This window comes from Metallibacterium scheffleri (genome assembly GCF_002077135.1).
Taxonomy (GTDB): Bacteria; Pseudomonadota; Gammaproteobacteria; order Xanthomonadales; family Rhodanobacteraceae; genus Metallibacterium; species Metallibacterium scheffleri.
This window is the reverse complement of the sequence record NZ_LDOS01000002.1, coordinates 495,388-520,753: the sequence shown is the minus strand read 5'-3', so window position 1 is coordinate 520,753 and position 25,366 is coordinate 495,388. Positions and strand designations below refer to the sequence as shown.

At 66.0% G+C, this 25,366-nt stretch carries 25 protein-coding genes and 1 tRNA gene; 17 read left to right on the top strand and 9 right to left on the bottom strand.

The annotated features are described in order from the left end of the window. Window positions 1-33 precede the first annotated feature (33 nt). Window positions 34-294: a hypothetical protein gene (locus tag Mschef_RS07530; protein ID WP_136256411.1), complete on the top strand. Its 261-nt coding sequence runs from the start codon at window positions 34-36 to the stop codon at window positions 292-294. A 33-nt stretch (window positions 295-327) separates the two neighbouring features. On the opposite strand, the gene tsaE is transcribed toward Mschef_RS07530, so the two are convergent. Beyond that, window positions 328-810, bottom strand: coding sequence for a tRNA (adenosine(37)-N6)-threonylcarbamoyltransferase complex ATPase subunit type 1 TsaE (gene tsaE / locus Mschef_RS07525; protein ID WP_136256412.1), 483 nt, complete (start codon window positions 808-810; stop codon window positions 328-330). Window position 811: 1 nt separating this feature from the next. After that, entirely contained in the window at window positions 812-2,275 is a 1,464-nt protein-coding gene (locus Mschef_RS07520; RefSeq protein ID WP_081127209.1) for an NAD(P)H-hydrate dehydratase, read from the bottom strand. Between the two features lie 9 nt (window positions 2,276-2,284). Between Mschef_RS07520 and queG the strand changes: the two genes are divergently transcribed. Next, window positions 2,285-3,418, top strand: a complete 1,134-nt coding sequence (gene queG, locus Mschef_RS07515) for a tRNA epoxyqueuosine(34) reductase QueG (protein ID WP_081127208.1) — start codon at window positions 2,285-2,287, stop codon at window positions 3,416-3,418. On the opposite strand, the gene Mschef_RS07510 is transcribed toward queG, so the two are convergent. Both Mschef_RS07510 and Mschef_RS07505 read right to left on the bottom strand, forming a co-directional pair. Then, window positions 3,385-4,362 carry a quinone oxidoreductase family protein gene (locus tag Mschef_RS07510; protein ID WP_081127207.1) on the bottom strand — a complete coding sequence of 326 codons (978 nt, stop codon included), beginning with the start codon at window positions 4,360-4,362 and terminating at the stop codon, window positions 3,385-3,387. The two genes, queG and Mschef_RS07510, sit on opposite strands and share 34 nt — an antisense overlap. A gap of 39 nt (window positions 4,363-4,401) precedes the next feature. Continuing rightward, on the bottom strand, window positions 4,402-4,872 hold the full coding sequence (locus Mschef_RS07505) for a heavy metal-responsive transcriptional regulator (protein WP_081127206.1): 471 nt from the start codon (window positions 4,870-4,872) through the stop codon (window positions 4,402-4,404). Window positions 4,873-5,088: 216 nt separating this feature from the next. Here Mschef_RS07505 and Mschef_RS07500 point away from each other — a divergent pair, with 216 nt between their 5' ends. From Mschef_RS07500 to nth, 3 genes are all read left to right on the top strand, one after another. Further along, window positions 5,089-6,240 carry a glycosyltransferase family 4 protein gene (locus Mschef_RS07500; RefSeq protein ID WP_081127205.1) on the top strand — a complete coding sequence of 384 codons (1,152 nt, stop codon included), beginning with the start codon at window positions 5,089-5,091 and terminating at the stop codon, window positions 6,238-6,240. Continuing rightward, a complete protein-coding gene (locus Mschef_RS07495; protein ID WP_081127204.1) occupies window positions 6,218-6,772 on the top strand; it encodes a phosphatase PAP2 family protein in 555 nt (184 codons plus the stop codon). The genes Mschef_RS07500 and Mschef_RS07495 overlap by 23 nt, the downstream gene beginning before the upstream one ends. A 143-nt stretch (window positions 6,773-6,915) precedes the next feature. Beyond that, entirely contained in the window at window positions 6,916-7,560 is a 645-nt protein-coding gene (gene nth, locus Mschef_RS07490; protein ID WP_242426547.1) for an endonuclease III, read from the top strand. Window positions 7,561-7,611: 51 nt separating this feature from the next. On the opposite strand, the gene Mschef_RS07485 is transcribed toward nth, so the two are convergent. Further along, window positions 7,612-8,925 carry a hypothetical protein gene (locus tag Mschef_RS07485; protein ID WP_081127202.1) on the bottom strand — a complete coding sequence of 438 codons (1,314 nt, stop codon included), beginning with the start codon at window positions 8,923-8,925 and terminating at the stop codon, window positions 7,612-7,614. 184 nt (window positions 8,926-9,109) lie between these two features. Between Mschef_RS07485 and rnt the strand changes: the two genes are divergently transcribed. The 10 genes from rnt to cysK all read left to right on the top strand — a co-directional run bounded on the left by rnt (window position 9,110) and on the right by cysK (window position 18,773). Beyond that, window positions 9,110-9,739: a ribonuclease T gene (gene rnt, locus Mschef_RS07480; protein WP_081127201.1), complete on the top strand. Its 630-nt coding sequence runs from the start codon at window positions 9,110-9,112 to the stop codon at window positions 9,737-9,739. Window positions 9,740-9,884: 145 nt separating this feature from the next. After that, the gene (pstS, locus tag Mschef_RS07475) at window positions 9,885-10,961 is read left to right on the top strand and encodes a phosphate ABC transporter substrate-binding protein PstS (protein WP_081127200.1); all 1,077 of its coding nucleotides are present in this window, start codon (window positions 9,885-9,887) and stop codon (window positions 10,959-10,961) included. A gap of 63 nt (window positions 10,962-11,024) precedes the next feature. Next, on the top strand, window positions 11,025-11,987 hold the full coding sequence (gene pstC, locus Mschef_RS07470; protein ID WP_081127199.1) for a phosphate ABC transporter permease subunit PstC: 963 nt from the start codon (window positions 11,025-11,027) through the stop codon (window positions 11,985-11,987). Next, on the top strand, window positions 11,984-12,883 hold the full coding sequence (gene pstA / locus Mschef_RS07465; RefSeq protein WP_081127198.1) for a phosphate ABC transporter permease PstA: 900 nt from the start codon (window positions 11,984-11,986) through the stop codon (window positions 12,881-12,883). The genes pstC (Mschef_RS07470) and pstA (Mschef_RS07465) overlap by 4 nt, the downstream gene beginning before the upstream one ends. A 93-nt stretch (window positions 12,884-12,976) precedes the next feature. Next, entirely contained in the window at window positions 12,977-13,999 is a 1,023-nt protein-coding gene (gene pstS, locus Mschef_RS07460; protein ID WP_081127197.1) for a phosphate ABC transporter substrate-binding protein PstS, read from the top strand. Window positions 14,000-14,184: 185 nt separating this feature from the next. Further along, on the top strand, window positions 14,185-15,135 hold the full coding sequence (gene pstC, locus Mschef_RS07455) for a phosphate ABC transporter permease subunit PstC (protein WP_242426546.1): 951 nt from the start codon (window positions 14,185-14,187) through the stop codon (window positions 15,133-15,135). Beyond that, entirely contained in the window at window positions 15,132-15,995 is an 864-nt protein-coding gene (gene pstA, locus Mschef_RS07450; RefSeq protein WP_081127196.1) for a phosphate ABC transporter permease PstA, read from the top strand. The genes pstC (Mschef_RS07455) and pstA (Mschef_RS07450) overlap by 4 nt, the downstream gene beginning before the upstream one ends. Before the next feature lie 7 nt (window positions 15,996-16,002). Then, entirely contained in the window at window positions 16,003-16,791 is a 789-nt protein-coding gene (gene pstB, locus Mschef_RS07445; RefSeq protein WP_242426487.1) for a phosphate ABC transporter ATP-binding protein PstB, read from the top strand. A 43-nt stretch (window positions 16,792-16,834) separates the two neighbouring features. Continuing rightward, complete coding sequence (gene phoU, locus Mschef_RS07440; RefSeq protein WP_081127194.1) at window positions 16,835-17,566, top strand: phosphate signaling complex protein PhoU; 732 nt, start codon at window positions 16,835-16,837, stop codon at window positions 17,564-17,566. 244 nt (window positions 17,567-17,810) lie between these two features. Continuing rightward, on the top strand, window positions 17,811-18,773 hold the full coding sequence (gene cysK, locus Mschef_RS07435) for a cysteine synthase A (RefSeq protein WP_081127193.1): 963 nt from the start codon (window positions 17,811-17,813) through the stop codon (window positions 18,771-18,773). 7 nt (window positions 18,774-18,780) lie between these two features. On the opposite strand, the gene Mschef_RS07430 is transcribed toward cysK, so the two are convergent. From Mschef_RS07430 to rnr, 3 genes are read right to left on the bottom strand one after another with little or no spacing between them, the layout of a single operon-like run. Next, entirely contained in the window at window positions 18,781-19,050 is a 270-nt protein-coding gene (locus Mschef_RS07430) for a CBU_0592 family membrane protein (protein ID WP_081127192.1), read from the bottom strand. Further along, on the bottom strand, window positions 19,047-19,805 hold the full coding sequence (gene rlmB / locus Mschef_RS07425) for a 23S rRNA (guanosine(2251)-2'-O)-methyltransferase RlmB (RefSeq protein WP_081129902.1): 759 nt from the start codon (window positions 19,803-19,805) through the stop codon (window positions 19,047-19,049). Before rlmB ends, Mschef_RS07430 begins: the two co-directional genes overlap by 4 nt. 8 nt (window positions 19,806-19,813) lie before the next feature. Continuing rightward, window positions 19,814-22,063, bottom strand: a complete 2,250-nt coding sequence (gene rnr, locus Mschef_RS07420; RefSeq protein WP_081127191.1) for a ribonuclease R — start codon at window positions 22,061-22,063, stop codon at window positions 19,814-19,816. A gap of 105 nt (window positions 22,064-22,168) precedes the next feature. On the opposite strand from rnr, the gene Mschef_RS07415 reads away from it, so the two are divergent. Further along, window positions 22,169-22,253 (top strand) — tRNA-Leu (locus tag Mschef_RS07415). Window positions 22,254-22,473: 220 nt separating this feature from the next. Then, window positions 22,474-23,985 carry a GGDEF domain-containing protein gene (locus Mschef_RS07410; protein WP_168708916.1) on the top strand — a complete coding sequence of 504 codons (1,512 nt, stop codon included), beginning with the start codon at window positions 22,474-22,476 and terminating at the stop codon, window positions 23,983-23,985. A 19-nt stretch (window positions 23,986-24,004) separates the two neighbouring features. On the opposite strand, the gene Mschef_RS07405 is transcribed toward Mschef_RS07410, so the two are convergent. Then, on the bottom strand, window positions 24,005-25,297 hold the full coding sequence (locus Mschef_RS07405) for an adenylosuccinate synthase (protein WP_081129901.1): 1,293 nt from the start codon (window positions 25,295-25,297) through the stop codon (window positions 24,005-24,007). Between the last annotated feature and the right edge of the window lie 69 nt (window positions 25,298-25,366).

The window sequence follows — 25,366 nt, the reverse complement described above, 5'->3', positions numbered from 1 at the left end:
CGATGTCGCGGAATGGCGCTGGGAAAGCAGGGAATGCCAACACCGACCATCGCGATCGACTCGGTGCTGCAGCTGTATGTCCTCAACGTGGCGACCAGCACCGTGGCGATGTGGCTGGCGGCCTGGCTGACCGCGCTGCACGCGACGCTTTTCCAGATCGGCATGGCCATGCTCGGCGCGGCACTGGCGGGACTGCTGCCGGGTTTCTCGGGCTGGCAGTTTTGTCGATCGCGGCGCTGTTCTGGCTGCTGCGTCATTTCACCGAAGCATCGATGGATGCGGACATCGTGCTGATGGTGGTGGTCTCGCGCATCATCCGGGCACTGCTCATCTTTCACTTTCTGTGATGCGCGCCAGCGCCTGCAGCCAGGCTTGCGCGCGTGCGCTGTGCGCCACCAGCCGCGCCGTGCGCGCCGCGTCCGCGTGGCTCAGGCACAGCAGCAGATCCGCGCGCGGCAGCGCGGACGCGCCACGTTCGGGCCATTCCACCAGCACCAGCGCATCGTGCTCGTGCAACGCATCCAGGCCGAGATAATCCAGCTCGCCCGTCGCGACGATGCGGTACAGGTCCAGATGCCAGGCGCTGTTGCCGGCGCGCAGTGGATAGTTCTCGACCAGGCTGTAGGTGGGGCTTTTGACGCGCTCGTCCACGCCCAGGGCCTGCAGCAGCGCTCGTGCGAAGGTGGTTTTGCCGGTGCCCAGTTCGCCCTGCAGCCACACCACGCCGCCAGCGGCCAGCAGTGGCGCCATGCGCTGCGCCAGCGCCTGCGTGGCCGCGGCCGCGGGCAGCAGGATCGACAGGGATTCCATCTCAGGCGCCGCCATTGCTCAGCGTGCGCAACGGCGTGAACAAATCGCTGGCCAGCAGCCCGCGCTCACCCGCACGCGCGGCGATGTCGCCGGCGCGCGCATGCAGCGCCACGCCCAGTCGTGCCGCATCCCATGCCGACAGGCCCTGTGCCAGCAACGCCGCGATGACACCGCTGAGTACATCGCCCATGCCGCCGCTGGCCATGCCGGGATTGCCCTCGGTGCAAACCTCCACGCGCGCATCCGGCGCGGCGACCAGCGTGCCGGCACCTTTCAGCACCGTCACCGCGGCATAGCGTGCGGCCAGTGCGCGCGCGGCCGCGAAACGATCACGCTCGATCACGGCCACGTCGCAAGCCAGCAAGCGCGCGGCTTCGCCCGGATGCGGCGTGAGCACCACGCCATCCGGCAGCGCGCGTGGCTGCGCCGACAGCAGGTTCAGGGCATCGGCATCCAGCAACATGGGCTTGCCCGCTTGCAACGCGTGCGCCAGCAGCATCTGCGCCCACGCGTCCTGGCCCAGACCGGGGCCGATGGCCAGCACGCTGGCGCGCGCGACCAGCGCAGCAAACTCACCGGCGGATTCGACGCCATGGGCCATCAGCTCGGGGCGCTGCGCGGCGATCGATGCCGCGTGCGCGGCGCGCGTGGCCACGCTCACCAACCCGGCGCCGCTGCGCAATGCGGCCTCGCCAGCCAGACGCGCGGCGCCCGCGAAACCCGTGTCGCCGCCGACCACCAGCACGTGCCCATAGCGGCCCTTGTGCGCATCGCGCGCGCGCGGCGGCATGGGCGCGGGTCGCAATCGCCAAGCATCCGGCGCGGGTGCCATGGCGGCGTCGATGCCGAGGGTATCCAACAACCATTCGCCGCACAGTGCGCGCGCGCGGCCGGTGAACAGGCCGCGCTTCCACGCCACGAAACTGAGCGTGACGCTGGCGCGCACGACCACGCCGGGCGCGGCGCCGGTGTCGGCCAGCAGACCCGATGGCAGGTCCAGCGCCAGCACCGGGGCGGGCTGCGCGTTCAAGGCTTCGATCCACTGCGCGGCCAGACCCTCCGGCGCACGGTTCAAACCGATGCCGAACAGCGCGTCGACATAGAGATCCGCCGCCGGCAACGCGCGTGGCGCAGCGTGCAGCGGCACGCCCGCATCCAGCGCCAGCTGCCGCGCCTGCGTGGCCGCCGCGCCGCGCCGCGCCGGCAGTTCGCACACGCTCAGTGTGTGTCCCGCCTGCTGCGCTAGCGCCGCCAGCCACAGACCATCGCCGCCATTGTTGCCCTGCCCGGCCAGCACGCACACGCGCCGTGCTTCGGGCCAGCGCCGCTGCAGCAGGGTCCACGCCGCTGCGCCGGCGCGCTGCATCAGTTGCGCTTCGCCGGTGCCGGCGGCGATGGCCGCGCGCTCGATCTCGCGTACCTGCCCGGCGCGGTACAGTGCGTGCTCGTATTCGTCCTGTTGCATCGCTTGATTATGAGCCCCGCACCGGCTGTGCCCCAAGCCATACTCCCGGACTACCCCGCATTGCGCGCCGAAATCGCCGGCTGGGCGCTCGAACTCGGCTTCACCGCGCTCGGCGTATCCGGCATCGAACTGCCCGAGGACGCCGCGCACTTGGCCGACTGGCTGGCGCAGGGCCAGCACGGCGGCATGGAATACATGTCGCGCCACGCCGCGCTGCGCAGCGATCCGGCTGCACTGCATCCGGGCACGTTGCGGGTGATCTCGGTGCGCATGGATTACTGGCCCGAATCCGCCCATGACGCATGGCAAGTACTGGGCGATGGCACGCGCGCCTACATCGCGCGTTATGCGCTGGGCCGCGATTATCACGGCCTGATGCGCAAACGCCTGCAGGCACTGGCCGATCGCATCGCCGCGCGCATCGGCGCGTTCGGCTATCGCGCATTCGTGGATTCCGCACCGGTACTGGAAAAGGCATTGGCGCGCAACGCTGGCCTTGGCTGGATCGGCAAGCACACGCTGCTACTGTCGCGCGAGGCCGGCTCGTATTTTTTTCTCGGCGAACTGTTCACCGACCTGCCGCTGCCGATCGATGCCGAGCCCGGCGCGCACTGCGGCAGTTGCTCGCGCTGCATCGACATCTGCCCGACACAGGCCATCGTCGCACCACGCCGGCTGGACGCGCGCCGCTGCATCGCCTACCTCACCATCGAGCACAAGGGCGCGATCCCCGAGGAGCTGCGGCCCATGCTGGGCAACCGCGTGTTCGGTTGCGACGACTGCCAGCTGGTGTGCCCGTGGAACCGCTACGCGCGTGCCAGCATGCTGCCCGATTTCGCGCCACGCCACGGCCTCGATGCCGCGCTGCTGTGCGAGCTCATCGCCTGGGACGAGGCCACCTGGAATGCGCGCACTGAGGGCATGGCGCTGCGCCGCGCCGGCTATGCCGGCTGGCTGCGCAATCTCGCCGTGGCGCTGGGCAACGCTCCGCACAGTGCACGGGTGATGCAGGCGCTGGCCGCGCGCGCGCAGCACGCCAGCGCGCTGGTGCGCGAACACGTGGCCTGGGCGCTGGCCGCGCAGCAGCAAAAAGCCGCGCGCGGCGTCGATCAGGGCAACAACAGCGAGGCGCCGGTGGTCTGACGCGATTGCAGCGCGCGATGCGCCGCGGCGGCTTCGGCCAGCGGCCAGCGTTGCCCGATATGCACGCGCAGCGCGCCGTCGGCAAGTTGCGCGAACAATGCGGCAGCGCCCTGCTCCAGCCCGGCGCGCGTGGCCACGTGCGTATGCAGCGTGGGCCGCGTGACATACAGCGAACCCTTGCGCGCGAGGATGCCGAGATCCACACCGGTGACCGGCCCCGAGGCATTGCCGAAACTCACCAGCAGGCCGAACGGCGCCAGGCAATCCAGCGAGGCCGCGAAGCTGTCGCGCCCAACCGAGTCGTAAACCACCTTGACCATGGCGCCGCCGGTGAGCTCGCGTACGCGCGCCGCAAGATTCTCGCGTGGCCACACCACGGTATTCCATGCGCCGGCGGCCAGCGCCTGCGCGGCCTTGGCATCGCTGCTCACCACGCCAAGCAGACGCACGCCCAGCGTTTTGGCCCACTGGCAGGCGAGCAGACCCACGCCGCCGGCCGCCGCGTACCAGAGGATGATCTCATCGCGCCGAGGCCGATAAGTCTGCTGCAGCAGGAATTGCACGGTGAGGCCTTTCAGCAGCGCCGCGGCCGCGGTGGCGAAGTCCACCGCATCCGGCAGCTTCAGCGCATGCCGCGCGGGCAGCGTGCGCCACTCGGCGTAAGCGCCCGGCGGACCATCGGCATAGGCCACGCGATCGCCCTCGGCGAATCCCCGCACGTCCGCACCAACCGCCGCGACCACTCCGGCCGCTTCGCTGCCCGGACATGCAGGCAGCGCGGCAACCGGGTACAGCCCGCTGCGCACGTAGGTATCGACGAAATTGAGGCCGATCGCGTGATGGCGGATCAGCAGTTCATCCGGACCTGGCCTTGGCAGCGGACACTCGATCCAGCGCAGAACTTCCGGACCACCGGTTTGGGCAAACTCGATGCGATGATTCATGCATGTCTCCGTAGGCGGTGATGCCGGTGCGCACTGCGCTCAGCTCTCATCGATGTCGCGAATATCCCCCAGCGCGCGCAGGATCGGGCACTGCTCGGGCGCGCCGTGGCCGGGGCAGGCATCAACCAGCTCGCGCAGGCCACGGCGGATGCGGTTGAGCTCGCGCACGCGCCGATCCAGATCGGCCAGCCGCGCCGTGGCGCGCTGCTTCACCGCCTCGACACCGTGCTCGCGGTCCTGCGACAGCGCCAGCAGTTCGCGGATTTCATCCAGTGAGAAACCCAGATTCTTGGCGCGACGGATGAAGCGCAGGCGCTGCACTGCGCTGCTGTCATAGGTGCGATAGCCGGAGGCGCGACGCATCGGCTCGGGCAGCAGGCCCTCGCGCTCGTAGAAACGGATCGTGTCGATGGCTACGCCGCTGCCGCGCGCGACCTTGCCGATGCTCAACGTCGCCACGCGCGCGGATTCTGGCGTGATCCGGGTGCGCGGCGGAATACGTGGATTCATCGTTGTATTCTGAGTCTCGAGACAGGTCCATAGTCAAGTCGATCGGCCACCGTCACGATGGTGCGCGCTGACATTGCGCACCCGCTACAGCGCTGAAAATCGCGTTGTTCTCACGCGCACATCAACTGCAGTTGATCGTCATCATTCAGTCATACGGCGTTCAAACAGCCGCCACGTGTGTGGTGGAAGCTGCACCCAATCAGCGAGGGTTAGGCCATGCGCATCGCCATCGTCACCGAGACCTATCCGCCGGAAATCAATGGCGTCGCGCTGACCGTGCAGACCCTGGCCGAAGGCCTCGCAACACGTGACCACGACGTCGAAGTTCTGCGCCCGCGCCAGGCCAACGAAATCCCCGCGCCGGCACGCGCCGCCTCGGTGTTGCTGCCGGGCATCGCGCTGCCGCGCTATCCCGGTTTGCGCCTGGGCCTGCCCGTCGCCGGCAAGCTGCGCGCGCGCTGGCGCCAGACGCGCCCCGACGCGGTGTACGTGGCCACCGAAGGGCCGCTGGGCGATTCCGCGGTGCGCGCCGCGCGCAGTCTCGGCATTGCCGTGGCCACGGGTTTCCACACGCGCTTTGATCATTACATGGCGCATTACGTGTCGGCCGCGCTGGAGCCGCTGGCACGCACCTGGCTGCGGCATTTCCATCGCCGCGCGCAAGCGGTGCTGGTGCCGACCCTGGCCTTGCAGCAAGAGTTGCTGGCGCTGGGTCTGGGCAACACGCAACTGCTGCGGCGCACGGTGGATACGCGCCTGTTCAACCCCACGCGCCGCGATGCCGCGCTGCGCGCGCAATGGGGCGTCGCCGCGGACACGCCGGTGGCGATTTACGTGGGGCGCCTGGCGCCGGAAAAAAATCTCGCGCTCGCAGTGCGAGCATTCCAGGCGTTCGCGGCGCGCAATCCCGGGGCGCGCTATGTGTGGGTGGGCGAAGGCCCGCAACGCGCCGCGCTGGCGGCCGCGCATCCCGAATACATCTTTGCCGGCGTGCAGCGTGGCGAGGCGCTGGCACGGCATTACGCCAGCGCCGACGCGTTTTTGTTTCCCAGTCTCAGCGAAACGTTTGGCAATGTCGTGCTGGAGGCCATGGCCAGCGGTCTGGCCGTGCTGGCCTATGACCATGCCGCAGCGCACGAGCACGTGCGCACTGACGTGAACGGCCTGTGCGTCGCGGCGGGCGCGCAGGATGCTTTCATCGATGCCGCATTCCGGCTCGGCCAGGATGAGAACTTGCGTGTGCGCCTGGGCGCTGCCGCGCGCAGCAGCATGGAAACCCTGAGCCCGGAAGCGATCATGATCGACTTTGAAAGCCTACTCGCCACGCTCGCGCACGAGGTCCGCAATGGCCAACCCGCGGCCGCTTGATCCACCTCACCAGCCACTGGGATTGCGTCTGTGCCTGCGCGCCAATCGCTGGGGCGCGCAGCGTGTGGTGGGCAGCTTTTTCCGCTTCGTCAGCCGTCTCGGCGACGGTGTGTTCTGGTACGCGCTGATGGCTGCGTTGAGCATCTTCGGCGGTGAGCGCGGGCTGCGCGCCACCGTCGAGATGGCTGCCACCGGCCTGCTGGCGCTGGCGCTGTACTACCTGCTCAAGCGCTGGACGCAGCGGCCACGACCATTCCGCAGCGTCGACGGCATCGTCGCGCATGTGCCACCGCTGGACGAATTCAGCTTTCCCTCGGGGCATACGCTGCAGGCGGTCAGCTTCAGCCTGATCGCAAGCGCCTGGTTCCCGATGCTGATTCCGCTGCTGCTGGTCTTCACCCTGCTGGTGGCGGCCTCGCGCATCGTGCTCGGGTTGCACTATCCCAGCGATGTGCTGGCGGCCAGCGGCATTGGTTTGCTGCTGGGCGGCGGCGCGCTGGCATTGGGCAGCATGCTGGGACTGGGGCTCTGATCGTCGCTCCGCGCCACGCCGGTTGCGCCTGATAATCTTGCGCGATGCCGTCCGCCAGTCCACCACGCGCCAAGCGCGCAGCTTCCGCCAGTAGGCACACGGCGCGCAAATCCGCATCCGGCCAGCGCGCGCGCCATCGCCTGCTGACCCGCGCCGCCATCGAAACGCTGTTCGGGCGTCTCGCTGCGCTCGATCCGGAACCACGCACCGAGCTGATACATGCCAGCGATTTCCAGTTGCTGGTGGCGGTCGTGCTGTCTGCGCAGGCCACCGATGTCGGCGTCAACAAGGTGACACGCGTGCTGTTCGCGCGGGCGCCGACGCCAGCGGCGGTGCTGGCATTGGGTGAATCCGAGCTGGCGCGGATCATCGGCAGCCTGGGCCTGTTCCGCACCAAGGCGCGCAATGTGATTGCCCTGTGCCGACTGCTGCTGGAGCGTCACGACGGCGCGGTGCCGAACACGCGTGCGGCGCTCGAGGCGCTGCCCGGCGTCGGCCGCAAGACCGCCAACGTGGTGCTCAATGTCGCGTTCGGTGCCCCCACCATCGCCGTGGATACGCATATCTTCCGTGTCGCCAATCGCACCGGGCTGGCGCCGGGCAAGGACGTCAAGGTGGTCGAGGCCGGATTGCTGGCGCGTGTGCCTGCCGCGTATCGCCAGCACGCGCACCACTGGCTGATCCTGCACGGCCGTTATGTGTGCAAGGCGCGCAAGCCCGACTGCGCGCACTGCGTGCTGCGCGATCTGTGCCTGTGGCCCGACAAATCCCCCGGCGAAAACCCATGAAAAAACGGCGGACCGAAGCCCGCCGTCGTGTTGCACGGTACAAGGGCGCGATCAGAACGCGTAGCTGATCATCACGCGGTTGTAGGTGAACGGCTTGTTGCCCGGGTTGAGGTTCCAGCCGCCGGACGAGCGCTCCCAGCGGTTGCGCAAGGTCAAGCCCTTGAGGTAACCGTCCAGGTTGTAGATCAGGTCCAGATACACGTCGTGGCTGTTGCCGCGGTACTGCGTGGTGTACTTGGCGTAGGCCGCGATCACCTGGAAATTCTTGAGCACGTTGTAGGTGACCTTGGCTTTCCAGGCGTGGCCCGGGCCCATCTCCACCAGACCACGGATCATCGAGGTGGTATACAGCGGGTCGGTGGCATAGGCCGCGGTGTAGGGCGAGATGATCGCACCACCACCGACCGCGCCGGACTCGCTGCCCACCTTGTTGTAACCGAGGTCGATGCGCCCGTTGGGGATGATGACGCCACCGGTGACACCCCATACGCTGCTCTTGACGCGGCTGCCGGCCACGCCGAACAGCGCGGTGTGATTGGTCACGAGGAAGTTGTTGCCGCTGCCGGACTCATCCACGTACTGAGCGCCGACGAAGGGGTCGAAGCCGGTGCCGGTCTTGAAGGTATAGCTGCCTTCCAGATAGCCCATGCGCGCGAAATCCAGGAAGTTGTAGTACCAGGCTTGACCCTTGAAGCCGTCCACGCCATAACTGCTGCCCAGCGCCCAGGCGCCGTTGGACTGATGCGCCGTGGCCGGCAGGCCGCCCAAGCCGCCGTACATCGCATCGCCGTTGAACGTGGCCGGGTAATACAGGTTGTCGGCGTAGTAGCCGCCCGAGGTGCGGCTCTTCCAGTCGAAGCTGCGCAAGGCATAAACATCCCAGCCCTTGGCCGGCTTGAACACCGCCGACACGGCGTTGTACGAGGCCGGGATCACGCGCGAATCGCTCTGTCCCATCCACGGCGTGTTGAGGTACTGGTAGCCGCCGCGCAGCATCATCCACTCGTTCTTGTACTGCACGTAGGCTTGGCCCAGCGCGCTGACCGAGTCGTTGATGCCCATCAGGGTACTGTCGATCTTGGCCGGGTTGTCGTTTTGCGTGCCAAACGAGTTGGCGGTCACGAATGAAGCGCCCAGGCTGAAGCCGTTGAGGCTGCCGCTGGTCATGTTGATCAGCGCCGCGCCGGAGAACGCGCTGGCATCCGGCACCGCGGAGGTATCGTAGGAACGCGTGAAATAATAGGCGCGCAGCTGGCCGTCGACATGGCCCTGGGTGAAGAGATCGCTGAGCGCATCGGCGCGGGCACCGAAGCTGGTGCCGGCGAGCGTGGCCGCCACGGCCACGGCGAGCAGATGTTTACGCATGAAGTAAAGTCTCCGTGTGGAAAAATTGATGTGAATCGGGTCGCATTAGCTTGAGCTAACTTTGCGAACAAGTAAACCTTCCGTTAATCGGCCGCGATGTTGCCCGCGTTTCATGACGCGGGCATGACAACGATCGACGCCGCCCCGGTCCGGCCGCACCGCGCGCGCCTGATAAGCTGCGCGGATGCCTGAGACCACACCGATCGCGCGACGCTTCCGCGGATTCCTGCCCGTCGTCGTCGATGTCGAGACCGGCGGTTTCGAAGCGCGCCGTCACGCCCTGCTTGAAGTTGCCGCCGTGCTGCTGGAGATGGATGCCGATGGGCGTCTGCAGCCGGTGCATACCGTCAGCACCCATGTCGAGGCCTTTCCCGGCGCACTGCTCGATCCGAAATCGATGGAAGTCAACGGCATCAAGCCGGATCATCCCTTGCGCGCGGCGCGGCTCGAGGCGGATGCGCTGGAATACGTCTTTGCGCCGATCCGCAAAGCGGTGCGCGAACAGAGCTGTCAGCGTGCGATCCTGGTCGGACACAACGCTGGATTCGACCTGGGTTTTCTCAACGCCGCCATCGCACGCTGCGCCTGCAAGCGCAGTCCGTTCCATCCCTTCAGTTGCTTCGATACCGTCAGCCTGGCCGGTCTCGCCTATGGCCAGACCGTGCTGGCGCGCGCGCTGCAGGCCGCCGGGATCGAGTGGGACGCGGCCCAGGCGCATTCGGCGGTGTACGACGCCGAACGCACCGCCGAGCTGTTCTGCACCATCGTCAACCGCTGGCAGAGCCTGAGTGCGGCCGCTGCGGCCACGCCATGAGCCGGCCTGCAACCGAGGGCCCGACTTGCAGATCACGCCGGAAATACGGTTTTCATACAATTGCGAGCCTGCAACCGCGCTGTCATATAGACACGCGAAAGTGTCATTGGCCTTGCGGCCTCACCCTCCCCTACTGGATTTCGCCATGACGCAACGTTCGCTGCACGCGCGCCACCGCGCGCCCCGCCTCGCGCTGTTGGCCGCCGCCGGCCTGCTGGCTGTCGGCAGCGCCACCGCCGCCACCCTCACGCTCAACGAAACCGGCTCCAGCCTGCTGTACCCACTGTTCAACCTGTGGGTGCCCGCGTACACCAAGGCCAACCCGGAGGTACAGATCAACACCGCTTCGACCGGCAGCGGCACCGGCATTGCGCAGAGCATCGAGGGCCTGGTGCAGTTTGGCGCTTCCGACGCGTACCTCAGCGATGCGCAGATGAAGAAGAACCCCGAGATGCTCAACATCCCGGTGGCGATTTCTTCGCAGATGGTCAACTACAACGTGCCAGGCCTGAACAACGTGCACCTGAAGCTCAGCGGCGCGGTGCTGGCCGGAATGTACGACGGTCGCGTGCGCTACTGGGATGCCCCGGCGCTGAAGCAGCTCAACCCCGGCGTGGCTCTGCCGCACCATCTCATCGTCACCGTGCACCGCACCGATGGCAGTGGCGATACCTTCATGTTCAGCCAGTTCCTGAGCTTCACCGACAAGACCTGGGAACAGAAGGTCGGCTACGGCACTTCGGTCAACTGGCCGGCCGTGCAGGGCGCGATCGGCGCCAACGGCAACCCGGGCATGGTGAGCGCGGTGCGCAGCACACCATATTCGGTGGCCTATATCGGCGTCAGCTTCCAGAACCAGACGCAGAAGGACGGCCTGGGCGAGGCCATGCTGCAGAACCGCGCCGGCAACTTCGTGATGATCAACAAGAAGACCGTGCCGGCCGCAGCTGCAGCCATGGTGCCGAAGACGCCGAAGGACGAACGCATCAGCATGATTTATGCGCCGGGTGCCGAGTCCTACCCGATCATCAACTACGAGTACGTCATGGTGAAGGCGACCCAGCCGAATGCCGCAACGGCGGCCCAGATCAGGAAGTTCCTGAGCTGGGCGGTGAGCACCGAGGGCGGCAACTCGCTGGTGTTCCTGAAACAGGTCAATTTCCTGCCGCTGCCAGCATCCGCGCGTGCGCTGACGTTGCAGCAGATCAACCAGATCCATTGAGTCTGAAACTTTGAGGCTGGTTCGGGGTCACTGTAATCCGACAGTGGCCCCGAATTGCGACCGATGCGCCCCAGCGACGCCCTCTTTCGCGTGACCGTGACCGCTTTCGCGGCAATGATCCCGCTCGTCTTGCTGGCCCTCTTCGCATTCCTTCTGCATGACTCGTGGCCGGCGTTGCGCTTCAACGGCTTCGATTTTTTCACGCATAGTTCCTGGAATCTGGGCAACCAGTACGGCAATCCCGTCACCGTGCGCGGCGAACAGGTGATGCCGGGGGCCTCTTTCGCCATCCTGTTTCTGATCGTCGGTACCTTGGCCAGCTCGCTGATCGCGTTGCTGCTTGCGGTACCGCTGGGCGTGGGTGCTGCGGTGTTTCTGGCCGAGGCAGTGCCGCCGCGCATCCGCACCTACGCATCCCTGCTGGTCGAATTGCTCGCCTCGGTGCCCAGCGTGGTGTTCGGCCTGTGGGGTTACATCGTGCTGATTCCGTTTCTGTCACGACACGTCTATCCGCACATGGCCCACTGGCTGCGCGATGTGCCATTTTTCGGCCCACCTTCGGGAAGTGGCTATGGCCTGCTGACCGCCGGCATCGTGCTGTCTTTGATGTGCGTGCCGCTGATTGCCGCCAATCTGCGCGAAGCGATCGAAAGCACTCCGCAAGCGCTGCGCGAGGCCGGCCTGGCGGTAGGCGCGACGCGCTTCGAGGTAGTGCGAAAAATCATCTTGCCGCGTCTACGTCTGCCGCTGATCGGCGTCAGCACCCTGGCGCTCGGGCGGGCATTGGGTGAAACCATGGCGGTCCTGATGATCAGTGGCAATGCACTCAACATCCTGCCCGAAAACATCTACAGCCCGATCTCGACCATGGCCTCGTTCATGGTCTCGCAACTCGACAGCGCACTGCAGGATCCGACCAACATGGCCATTTACGGCATCGCCGAGATTGGTCTTGCGCTGCTGTTGCTGTCGCTGCTGGTCAACGCTCTGGCGCGCCTGCTGGTGCCTCGGAGCCTGAGCACATGAGTACAGTGACCGATCCGGCACGTGCGCTCAACCCACACGCCCGCGGCCGTGGCCGTCAGCAGCGGCGCGCACTGGCCAGCCTGGCGGGTTGGTTGCTCAGCGGTCTGGCCTTCCTGTTGCTGGCCTTCGCGCTGCTGGACATTTTGCGACTGGTGTTTGTGCGCGGCTTCGCGGCACTGAACCTGCAGTTATTCCTGACACCGACCAGTGGCATCGCCGGTGGCTTGCTGAATGCCATCGAGGGTAGCGTGCTGATCACTGCTGGCGCATTGCTGCTAGCGGTGCCGGTCGGCGTGTTCGGCGGCATCTACGTGAGCGAGTTCAGCCGCGAGTATTTCGCGCGCGCGGTGCGCTTCATCGCCGATGTACTGGTCGGGGTGCCCTCGATCGTGTTCGGCCTGTTCGGTTACCTGACCATGGTCACCGCGCTGGGCTGGCACTTCTCCCTAGCCGCGGGCTGCATCACGCTGGCGATGATGATCGCGCCCTACATCCTGCGCACCACCGAGTTGGCGCTGCGCGGCGTACCCGGCGAGTTGCGCGAGGCCGGCTACGCATTGGGCGCCAGTCAGGCCAATCTGGTGACGCGCGTGCTCTTGCGCGAATGCGCACCGCGCGTGCTCACCGGCATCCTGCTGGCGATGGCGATCTCGATGGGCGAAACCGCTCCGTTGATCTACACGGTCAACTGGTCGAACTACTACTGGAGCGGGCATCTGACGCACGAGCCGGTGGCGTATCTGACTTACGTGATCTGGTCGTTCATCAACGAACCATTCGCCAGCGCACACGCATTGGCATATGCCGCCGCGCTGCTGATCACGCTGTTCGTGCTGGCGATTACCCTGCTGGCGCGACTGTCGCTCAGCCGTCTGGGCGTGCGCCGCACGAGTTGAGCTGCACGGTGGCATGTTGCTGTCATAAATGCGTCAACCTGGCTTCTTACAATTCGTAAGACGGGCGCCGCCCGCACGCCACAAGGAATTCCCATGCTGCTTTCGCTCAAATCACGCCTTGCCGCACTGCTTCTGCTCGGCGCACTGCTGACAGTCACCGCGCAGGCCACCGAAGTCACCGGCGCTGGATCCAGCTTCGTCTATCCGGTGCTGTCGAAGTGGTCGGTGGCGTTCAACCGGAAAACCGGGCATCAGATCAACTACCAGTCGATCGGCTCCGGCGGCGGCATCGCGCAGATCAAGGCCGGAACCGTCGACTTCGGCGCCTCGGACGCACCCCTGTCGGCCGAGGATTTGAACAAGTTCGGCCTCGGCCAGTTTCCCGTCGTGATCGGTGGCATCGTGCCGGTGGTTAATTTGGAGGGCATCGCGGCAGGCAAGTTGCGCCTCAGCGGCCCCATCCTGGCCGAGATCTTCATGGGCAGGATCAAGACCTGGAACGACCCGGCGCTGGTCAGGCTCAACCCGGGTATCAAGCTGCCGGCTAGCGCCATTTTCGTGGTGCACCGCTCGGACGGCTCGGGCACCAGCTACAACTTCACCAATTATTTGAGCAAGCTCAGCCCGGCCTGGCAAAAAGCGATCGGTTTCGGCACCTCGGTACCGTGGCCGGTTGGCGTCGGTGGCAAGGGCAACGAGGGTGTATCGGCCTACGTCAGGCAGATCAGGAACTCGATCGGCTATGTCGAGTACGCCTATGCGCTGCAGAACAAGATGGCTTACACACAGATGGAAAACGCCGCCGGCAGGTTTCTCGAGCCAAGCAATGCGGCTTTCGCCGCCGCTGCAGCCACCGCGGACTGGGCACAAGCCAAGGATTTCAACCTGATCATGACCAATGCGCCGGGCACGGGCGCCTGGCCGATCACCGCGACAACCTGGGCGATCATGTACAAGACCCCGAAGAATGCCGCGCAGTCCAAGGTGGCGTTCGCGTTCTTCAAATGGGCTTTCGAGCACGGCCAGCCCGAAGCGCTGGCATTGGATTACGTGCCCCTGCCGGACACGCTGGTCAAGCAGATCGAGGCGTATTGGCAGAGCCAGTTCAAGAGCTGAGCAACAGCACGCATAATGGCCGTCGCGCGCTTGCAACCGACGGCCGGCATCCTGTGACGCGCGCCGCAGTATGGCGCGCGTGATTTTTTGAGCACTCCATGAGTCAATCCAAACCATACACCGCCAAGTCCGAGGCCATGCCGCACGATGCCGGCGACATGCCCGTGTCCGCCCGAACCGGGGCGATGTGGGCGGCCACCCGCCACGCGCGCGACGCGCACAACGACCATTTGTTTCGCGGTGCGTTGCTGGCTTGCGCATTGCTGGTGCTGGCGGCACTGCTGGGCACCGCGGGCTCCACGTTGTGGGGCGGGCGCCTGGCGTTCCAAACCTTCGGCTGGAGTTTCCTGGTGTCCGATCACTGGGATGCGGTCAATGGCCAATTTGGCGCGCTGGTGCCGATCTGGGGCACGCTGATGACCTCCTTGCTGGCGATGTTGCTGGCAGTGCCGGTGAGCTTCGGCATCGCCCTGTTCCTCACCGAGGTCGCGCCTCCGTGGCTGCGCACCCCGATCGCCGCGGCGGTGGAACTGCTAGCTGGCATTCCCTCGATCATCTACGGCATGTGGGGCCTGTTCGTGCTGGCGCCGTTCCTGGCCGATCACGCCGACCCGTGGATCAATGACAAGCTCGGCACCTTACCGATCGTCGGCCGATTGTTTCAGGGACCGCCACTGGGCATCGGCATGCTCACCGCGGGGTTGGTGCTGGCGATCATGGTGATCCCCTTCATTTCCTCGGTGATGCGCGAGGTGTTCCATACCGTGCCCACGCGCCTCAAGGAATCCGCCTATGCGCTGGGTTCGACCACTTCGGAAGTGGTGTGGAATATCGTGCTGCCCTACACGCGCTCGGCGGTAATCGGTGGCATTTTTCTGGGCCTCGGGCGCGCGCTGGGCGAGACCATGGCGGTCACCTTCGTGCTCGGCAACGCGCACCAGCTTTCCGCATCGCTGCTGATGCCCTCCAGTTCGATCGCCTCGGTGATCGCCAACGAATTCACCGAAGCTTCGTCCGACCTGCATCGCTCGACATTGATCGCGCTGGGCTTCCTGCTGTTCTGTGTCACCTTTGTCGTACTGGCCATCGCCAAATTGCTGCTGTTGCGGCTGGCGCGCAAGGAGGGCAACGCATGAGCGGCGACAATGCATGGCTGTACCGGCGCAGGCGTGTGAACAATGCGCTGGCGCTGGTCCTTGCCAGCCTGGCCACGCTGTTCGGCCTGTTCTGGCTGGTGTGGATCCTGTGGGTGACGGTCAGCAAGGGCATGGGGGCGCTGAGTCCAACGCTGTTCACGCAGATGACACCCGCGCCGCCTGGCGATGGTGGCGGCTTGGCCAATGCGTTTTACGGCAGCGCGATGGTCAGTCTGATCGCGCTGCTGATCGGCACGCCGGTCGGCATCGGTGCCGGCCTGTGGCTGGCCGAATACGCGCAACGCCGCGTTCTGGGCGCGGTGATCCGTTTTCTCAACGACATTCTGCTGTCGGCACCATCAATCGTGCTCGGCCTGTTCGTCTATTCGCTGGTGGTCAAGCCGCTGGGGCATTTCTCGGCACTGGCCGGCGGTCTAGCCCTGGCGCTGATTGTGCTGCCGGTGGTGGTGCGCACCACCGACGAGATGTTGCGCCTGGTGCCATCAACCATGCGCGAGGCCGCGTTGTCGCTAGGCGTTCCGCAGTGGAAGGTGATCGTGCAAATCCTGCTGCGCTCGGCGCGCGCCGGCGTGGTCACCGGCATCCTGCTGGCTCTGGCGCGCATCACCGGTGAAACCGCGCCGCTGCTGTTCACCGCGCTTAACAACCAGTACTGGAATAGCAACCTGCTCAAGCCGATCGCCACCGTGCCGGTGGTGATCTTCCAGTTCGCGATGAGCCCCTATGATGGCTGGCATGCGCTGGCGTGGGCGGGCGCGCTGGTGGTGACCGCGTTCGTGCTCGTCCTCAGCCTGCTCTCGCGGCTGCTACTCGCCCGCACCAAGGTGACCCATGACTGATGCCGCCATGCTTTCCCAACCGCTCACACCAACGACGACATCCGCGTCCAAGATCGTCGTGCGCGGACTGGATTTCTATTATCAGGGCAGCCAGGCGCTGAAGAGCGTGAGCATGGATGTGCCCGAGCGCCAAGTGACCGCAATCATTGGCCCATCGGGCTGCGGCAAGTCCACCCTGCTGCGCGTATTCAACCGCATCTATGCGATCTATCCGAAACTGGAAGCGCGCGGCGAAGTGCTGCTTGATGGCGAAAACATCCTGGATGCGCGCTACCCGCTCAATCGCCTGCGCAGCAAGGTCGGCATGGTGTTCCAGAAGCCGGTGCCATTTCCAATGTCGATCTTCGAAAACATCGCGTACGGCATCCGCCACCACGAGCGCCTGTCCAAATCCGAAATGGACATGCGCGTGGAGCTGGCGCTGCGCCAGGCGGCGTTGTGGGACGAGGCCAAGGACAAGCTCAAGCAAAGCGCGCTGAGCTTGTCCGGCGGCCAGCAACAGCGCCTGTGCATCGCTCGCGCGATCGCGCTGAAGCCCGACGTGCTGCTGTTGGACGAACCCACCTCGGCGCTGGATCCGATCGCCACCGGTCGCATCGAGCAACTGGTGGAGGAGCTCAAGCACGACTTCACGATAGTCATCGTCACGCACAACATGCAGCAGGCCGCGCGCGTATCCGACAGGACGGCTTTCATGTACATGGGCGAGTTGATCGAGTACGGCGATACCGAAAAAATCTTCACCAAGCCGGACAGGAAGCAGACCGAGGACTACATCACCGGTCGCTTCGGCTGATTTGCATATCGGCGCCCGACGCCACCAACAAGAGGTAGAGGCCATGCCCTCCAGCAACGAACATATCCTGCGCAGCTATGACGATGAACTGTCACGCCTCAAGGGCGAACTGGCGCGCATGGGCCAGATCGCGGTCGCGCAGATCGAGGGCGCGATGGATGTGCTCGAGCGCCGCGACAGCCGCGCCGCCGAGCGCGTGATCCTCAACGACGAAGCCATCGACCTGCTCGAAGCTTCGGTCAGTCACGACGTGCTGCTGCTGCTGGCGCGGCGCCAGCCGATGGCACGCGATCTGCGCGAGGTCATGGCCGCGCTGCGCATCGCCGCGGACATCGAGCGCATCGGCGATTACGCTGCCAATGTCGCCAAGCGCACCATCGCGCTCAACCTCAGTGCGCCGATTCCACCGGCGGCAAACCTGCCGACCCTGGCCGAGACTGCGATCGAGCTGGTACGCGATGTGCTGATCGCCTATCGCGAGAGCGACGCGGACCTGGCGCGTCAGGTATGGGAACGCGATGTCGAGCTGGATGCCCTGTACACCTCCCTGTTTCGCGAACTGCTGACCTACATGATGGAGGACTCGCGCAACATCACCCCGGCCACGCACGTGCTGTTCATGGCCAAGAACATCGAGCGCATCGGCGACCACGCCACCAACATCGCCGAGAACGTCTGGTTCCTGGTCACCGGGACGCCACTGGAGGAGCCGCGCAAGAAAGGCGATCTGACCGCCACTGGCGCCGTCGACCCCGAGCGCCCGCGCAAGGATTGAACGCCTCGCGCATGGGCACTTTTCATTGCTCTCTCGCCCCGCATTCAGCTTTCCGATGCGCCGAGCCAACGGATCGGCGCAGACGTCTAGACGTCCATTGCTTGCGACACCACGACAAGGCGCGTAATCTGCGCCAAGTGAGCTTCATGTCCGGCCTCCGCCATCCCCGCGATGTTGCGTATGCCTGCTTGCGCGCTGAGCACGCACCAGGCTTTGGCCATCACCACATGACTGCGGAGGCCCCATGATTCTGCACAGCATTACCGACGCCATAGGGCGCACGCCGATCGTGCGCATCAACCGTCTCGCGCCCGCGAGCGTGGAAATCTACGTCAAGGTCGAAGCGTTCAATCCCGGCGGCTCGGTCAAGGATCGCCTGGCGCTCGCCGTGATTCTCGATGCCGAGCGCAGCGGCGCACTGAAGCCTGGGCAGATGGTGGTCGAGGCCACATCGGGCAACACCGGCATCGCCCTGGCCATGGTGTGCGCGGCGCGCGGTTACCCGTTCGTGGCGTTCATGACCGAGACCTTCTCGATCGAGCGCCGCAAGCTGATGCGCGCCTATGGCGCCAAGGTGATCCTCACCCCGGCCGCCGAGCGCGGCACCGGCATGGTGCGTCGCGCCGAGGCCTTCGCCGCGCGGCACGGCGCGTTTCTCGCGCGCCAGTTCGAGAATCCCGCCAATCCGGCCTGGCATCGCAACACCACGGCAGCCGAGATCCTGCTCGATTTCGCTGGACGGCGTCTGGATCACTTCGTGTCCGGCTGGGGTACCGGCGGCACACTCACCGGCGTGGGCCAGATGCTGAAGCTGGCGCGGCCCGAAGTCGAGGTCGTGGCGGTCGAACCGACGACGGCGGCACTGCTCAAGGGTGAGCCATGGCATCCACACAAGATCCAGGGCTGGACGCCCGATTTCGTACCTGCCGTGCTCGATCGCAGCATCGCCCAGCGCATCCTCACCGTGACCGAGGACGAGGCGCGCGATCAGGCGCGCGCGCTGGCGCAGCAGGAGGGCATCCTGGTGGGTTTGTCCTGCGGCGGCACTTTCGCCGCGGCGCTGCAGGTGGCGCGGTCCGCCGCGCCGGGCAGCGTGGTGCTGGCGGTATTGCCGGACACCGGCGAGCGCTACCTGTCGACGTGGCTGTTCGAGGGCGTCAACGAAGGCTCGGATGATGCCTGGCTGCAGGCACTGGATGCCGACTGAACAGCCTTCAGCGGAACATGCGCGAACGGCGCCGGCGGCGCGCACCCCAGATCATGCCGTACACGCTGACCGCCAACCAGATCGCTTCGAGCACGAACGCGGGGAAATTGAAGGTCCCGAACACCAGCGACACCATCACCGCCAGCGCGCCCAGTGCGTTCAGCACCTGATTGGACATGCTGTCGCCGCGCAGGCGCCCGGCTTGCACCAGGAAATACGCGACCACGATCAGCGCGACGCCGGCGAAACCCACCCAGTCGAACCATTGCAGTGTCATGACTTGGCTCCCGCGCCGCGTTGCCGCAGCGCCTCGAACAAGGCAATACCGGTGGCCACGGAGACATTCAGGCTCTGCATGGCGCCGATCATGGGAATGCGCGCCAGATGATCGCACGCTTCCCGGGTCAGGCGGCGCATGCCCTCACCTTCCGCGCCCAGTACCAGTGCCAACGGGCCACGCAGGTCCAACGCGTACAGCGTTTGCACGACGTCATCGGCGCCATCCAGACCGACCAGCCACACCCCGGCCTCCTTCATGCCACGCAGGCTGCGCGCGAGGTTGGTCACCTGCAGCAGCGGCACGTGCTCAGCGCCGCCGGCCGCGGCGCGGCGCACCACCGGGCTGAGTGCGGCGGCGCGATCGCGTGGCACGATCACCGCCTGCGCTCCAGCCGCCGCTGCCGAACGCAGGCACGCGCCGAGATTGTGCGGATCGGTCACCCCATCCAGCACCAGCAGCAGCGTGTTGTGCCCGGCCGCCGCGATCAGTTCGGGCAGCGCGGTTTCATCCAGCACCGGCGCAGCAACGCAGTGCGCAGCAATGCCCTGGTGGCGTGCGCCGGCGGCGATGCGTTCCAGCGCCGCACGCGGGCGTGTCTGCACGGCGATGCCCAGTTGCTGCGCCTGCTGCGCCAGCGCCAGCAGACGCGGGTTGTGCGCATCGTGCTCCAGCCACAGCTCACGCACACGCGCGGCGCCTTCAGCCAGCGCGGCCTCGACCGGATTGATGCCGACGATCCATTCTGCCTGCATCAATCGCATCAATCGCGCCCTTCCACCAGACGCAGATCGATCTTGCGATCCTCCAGACTGGCGCGCAGCACCTGCACCTGCACGCGATCGCCGAGGCGATAGCTGCGCTTGCTGCGCTCGCCCTGCAACAGGCGTCGCTGCGCCTCGAAGTGATAGAAATCGGCCGGCAACTGGGTGACGTGCACCAAGCCGCTGATGCGCGTCTCGATCATCTCCACGAACAAGCCGAACGAGGTCACACCGGTAATCACGCCGGCGTAACGCGCGCCGACGTGGCGCTCCATGAACGCGCACTGATAGCGTTCGTCGACCTCGCGTTCGGCCTCGTCGGCGACGCGTTCGCGTCGCGAACAATGCTGCGCCAGCGTGGTCATGGCCTCGATGTTGTAGGCGTATTCGCCACGCTGACCCTGCTTGAGTGCGTGGCCGATGGCGCGGTGCACGAGCAGATCGGGGTAGCGCCGGATTGGCGAGGTGAAATGCGTATAGGCATCCAGCGCCAGGCCAAAATGTCCGGCGTTGGCGGCCTTGTACACCGCGAGGCTTTGCGAGCGCAGCAGCACCGACTGCAGCAGCAGCGCCTCGGGCCGCTCACGCACACGCAGCAGCAGGTGCGCGAAATCCTTGGGCGTAACCGCATCCCAGGCCGGCAGGCGCAACTTGAACTCGCGCAGGAATTCAAGCAAGTCGGCGTATTTTTCCGCCGGCGGCTTGTCGTGCACGCGGTACAGCGCCGGCACGCGCTGCCGCTCCAGAAAGCGCGCCGCCTGCACATTGGCGGCGATCATGCATTCCTCGATCAGACGGTGCGCATCGTTGCGCTCGTAGGCACCCATGGCCTGCACTTCGCCTTTGGCATCAAGGCGAAATTGCATTTCCGGACTGTCGAACTCGATCGCTCCGCGCGTGCTGCGTGCCTGCGCCAGCACGCGGTACAGCGCATGCAGATCGGCAATGGCCGGCCACAGCGCACCCAATGCCTGACGTGCGCCGGTGGCATCGCTCAGCGCCTGCCACACCTGCGTGTAGGTCAGCCGGGCGTGTGAACGAATGATGGCGTGCTCGAATCGCGCACGGCTTACGCTACCGTCGGCATCGACACGCATCTCGCACACCAGTGCCAGGCGCTCGACCTCGGGCTTGAGCGAACAGATGCCGTTGGACAGCACCTCGGGCAGCATCGGCACCACGAAGCCGGGGAAATACACCGAGGTGCCGCGCGCCTCGGCCTCGCGGTCCAGCACGCTGCCGATCGGCACGTAATGCGCGACATCGGCGATCGCCACCCACAGCCGGAAACCGCCTTCACGCAGCGGTACGGCGTGCACGGCATCATCGAAATCGCGCGCGTCTTCGCCATCAATGGTGACAAAGGGCAGCGCGCGCAGGTCGGCGCGGCCGGCGTGCTCCGCCACATTGACCTGCAACTCGGTTGCCGCTGCGGCGGCGCTGACTTCCGCCGACCAGTGCTGCGGCAAATCGTGCGCGGCGATGGCCATGCGCACGATCAGCGAGGCATTGAGCTTCTCGCCGAGCAGCTCGACCACACGCCCGATCGGTCCGTGCGTTCCATCCGGCGGATCGGTGATCTCGGCGACCACGATCTGGCCGTCGCCCGCACCCATCTCCTGCCCCGCGGCGATCAGCACCGGTTGGTGCAGGCGCTTGTCATCCGGCACCACCGTGGCGATGCCACGCGCGCGCGCGATGCGCCCGACCAGACGCGGACTACGCCGCTCCAGCACCTCGACGATGGCACCTTGCCGGCGTCCGCGCTTGTCCACACCGACCACGCTGGCCAGCACACGATCGCCGTGCAGCACCTTGCGCATCTCCACCGGTGCCAGATACAGGTCATCGCCACCGGCATCGGCGCGCAAAAAGCCGAAGCCCTCGGCGTTGGCAATGACGTGCCCGGCGATCAGATCGAGCTTTTGCGCGGGCGCGTAGCCGCTGCGTCGGTTCTGCAGCAACTGGCCATCGCGCAGCATCGCCGCGAGGCGCTTGCCCAGCGCCTCGCGCTGGCTGTCCTCGAGCAAACCCAGCGCATCGGCCAGCGCGGACTGCAGCATGGGCGCGGCGTGCGATTCCAGCAGCGCGAGAATCGCCTCGCGGCTGGGGATCGGATGTTCATAGCGCGCGGCCTCGCGCGCCGCCTGAGGATCGTGAAGGGCAGCCCGGGACTTGGACTTGCCGGCTTTGGGCGACTTCGCCGCGGTGCTAGCCGCAGGCTTCTTACTGAAGAATTTTTTGATCATGGCCGCGAGCCTCACGCAGCCCCGGAGCAATTGCAAGCATCGCGTTGACAAACCGCCTGTGCCCACCTAGATTACGCGGCTGCGCGGTCGCGCCGCGTGACACCTGCCCAGGTGGCGGAATTGGTAGACGCACTAGTTTCAGGTACTAGCGGGTAAAACCGTGGAGGTTCGAGTCCTCTCTTGGGCACCACTGATCTCGAAGCCAGGCATCCGCGGTGCTTGGCTTTTTGTTTTGCGGGTCCAGCGCGTGCGACTTGCAACGCATAGCCCTGCAAACTCCCCATGGAGCGCCGCACTTCCTGCCCGGCGCTGCAGGCGCGGCGTATCATCGCGGCGGCAGCTTGGCGCGGCATGGTTGTAGTGCGTAACGAAAATGCGCATCCATGCCGAGACGCTTTGCAGCAAACACCATGAGCCAACGTCCAATCAGCATGCCTGCGCGCCGATCCAGTCCGGCGGAGGTTACCTGTGCGCTGCGTCTGGCGCTGCACGACACCGTTGATACCGCGCATTGGATGATGCAGTTGCGGCACGCACTGCACGCGCAGCACCCCGAAGCGCGCGTCGAGTTGCTGCGCCACGATATCGAGCTGCCGGCACCACGCTCAAACCACGCGCGCAGCCTGCGCGTGCTGGCCCAGGACGGCACACTGCTGGCGCTGCTGCGCATCCAGCATGATTCGGCCCTGACCCGGCAGCGGCTGGCGACACTGCTGCGCCCGATGCTGCCCGGACTGGCGCGTCGGCTGGCGCTGGAGCGCTTGCACGCACGCGCCAGCCTGGCCGACCTGATGCTGGACCTCTCGCACGTGCTGCTGTTCGAGGACGACCTCGACGTACTGCTCGCTGGTGTGATCGCCTACCTGCGCGAGCGCTTCAGCCTGAGCCTGGCGACGTTGATCCTGCGCGAATCGGATACACGCTGGCGTCTGCGCGCTGCTGCCGGCAACTCGACCCGGTTCGCGCTGACACCGGGCAGTTTGTGGTCGGCGCAACGTGGTCTCACCGGCAAGGCGCTGCGTCTGGGGCACACGCTGTATGTCCCTGATGTCCGCGTTGAGGCCGACTATGTGGTCGGCAGCACCCTGACCCAGGCGGAGCTGCTGATTCCGATCAAGCATGCCGGCGTGATTCTCGGCTTGCTCAATCTGGAAAGTCCCAGCGCCGAGAGTTTCACGGCCGAGATACGCGAGGTGCTGGATGTGTTGGCCGATCAGATCGGCGGCGTGCTGCATTTGCGCCTGCTGCAGGCACAGCTGACCTCCATGAACCGCAAGGCAAGCGCTCTGGCTGCCGAACTGGCGCGCGTCAACACGCGACTCAAGCGGAGCAACCGCAGCCTCGACAAGCTCAGCCGCACCGATGAATTGACCGGTGCCAAAAACCGGCGCGGCTTCGAGCAGGCGCTGCGCGACGCCTGGCACCTGGCCAAAACCCGGCAGCAGCCGCTGGGCATGCTGATCGTCGACATCGACCACTTCAAGGCCTACAACGATCACTATGGCCACCCCGCTGGCGACGCCTGCCTGAGCCGCGTGGGCGCGTTGATCCGGCGCGCGCTGCGCGATGAGGACAGCGTGTTCGCGCGCTACGGTGGCGAGGAATTCGCGATCGTCCTGCCCGGGATCGACGCCACCATGGCACTGGCCGTGGCCGAGCGCGTGCGCAAGACCGTGTTCGCCGCGCGCATCGTGCACACCGCCACCCCGCTGGGGCGGATTTCACTCAGCGTCGGCGCGACCAGCCTGATACCGATGCCACAGCACAACGCGCGGCTGCTGGTGAGGCTGGCTGATCAGGCGCTGTACCGGGCCAAGCACGCAGGCCGCAATCGCGCCTGCATGGCAGGGATGGCGGAGTCGACGGAAGTCGCGACCCACGCCGCATCGACACGCAAAAGCTCCAAGCGCGCGACCACTTGAATCACGCGTTCCGGTCAGCTCAGGCGAAGGGGTCCCGCAGTACGATGGTGTCGTCGCGATCAGCGCCGGTAGCGACCAGCGCCAGCGGGCATTCGGCCAACTCCTCGACCGCGCGCAAATAGGCACGCGCTGCCGCCGGCAGCTTGCCGAACTCGCGCACGCCCGAGGTCGATTCCTGCCAGCCGGGAAACTCCAGATACACCGGCTTGCACTCGTCCCAGCCGTCCGCATCCAGCGGCGCCAGTTCGCGGCGCTTGCCGCGGTACTCATAGGCCACGCACACCTTGATGCTGGGCATGCCATCGAGCACATCGAGCTTGGTGATGGCCAAGCCGGAGATGCCGCTGATCTGTACCGCACGCTTGAGCGCGACCAGATCGATCCAGCCGCAGCGCCGTGGGCGTCCGGTGGTGGCGCCAAATTCATTGCCACGCTGGCGCAACAACGCGCCGGTGGCATCGCCCAATTCGGTGGGAAACGGACCGCCGCCGACGCGCGTGGCATAGGCCTTGGCGATGCCCAGCACATAGTCGATATCCCCCACGCCCACGCCGGTGCCGGCCAGCGCGCCGCCGATCGTGGTGTTCGAGGAAGTCACATAGGGATAAGTGCCGTGGTCGATGTCCAGCAACGAGCCCTGCGCACCTTCGAACAGCACGCGCTTGCCGGCGCGGCGCAATTCGTGCAACACGGTGCTTACATCGTCGACCAGCGGACGCACGTAGTCGCCGAACTGCAGGGCTTCGTCCAGTACCGCCTGATAATCGACCGGCGTTGCCTTGAGCCAGTGCTCAAGCACGAAGTTGTGGTAATCGAGCACCGCGCGCAGCTTGTCCGGCAGCTCTGCGGGATACATCAGGTCGGCCACACGCACGCCGCGGCGCGCGACCTTGTCCTCGTAGGCAGGGCCGATTCCGCGCCCGGTGGTGCCGATGGCCAGCGCACCCGAGGCCTTCTCGCGCGCCTGATCCAGCGCCACGTGGTAGGGCATGATCAGCGGCGTCGCCGGGCTGATCTTGAGGCGTGCGCGCACGTCCACGCCGCGCGCCTCCAGCTCGCCGATTTCCTCCTGCAATGCCGCGGGTGAGAGCACCACGCCATTGCCGATCAGGCACTGCACGCCGGCGCGCAAAATGCCCGAAGGGATCAGATGCAGCACCGTCTTCTGCCCGCCGATCACCAGCGTATGCCCGGCATTGTGGCCGCCCTGGAAGCGCACCACGGCGGCGACTTTCTCGGTCAGCAGATCGACGATCTTGCCCTTGCCTTCGTCGCCCCATTGAGCGCCCAGAATGACTACGGATTTACCCATGACCTTCTCGCTTCGACTCATCAGCGTCGCACCGTGCGACTGCGTGAAAACCGCTTCGACACATCCTGT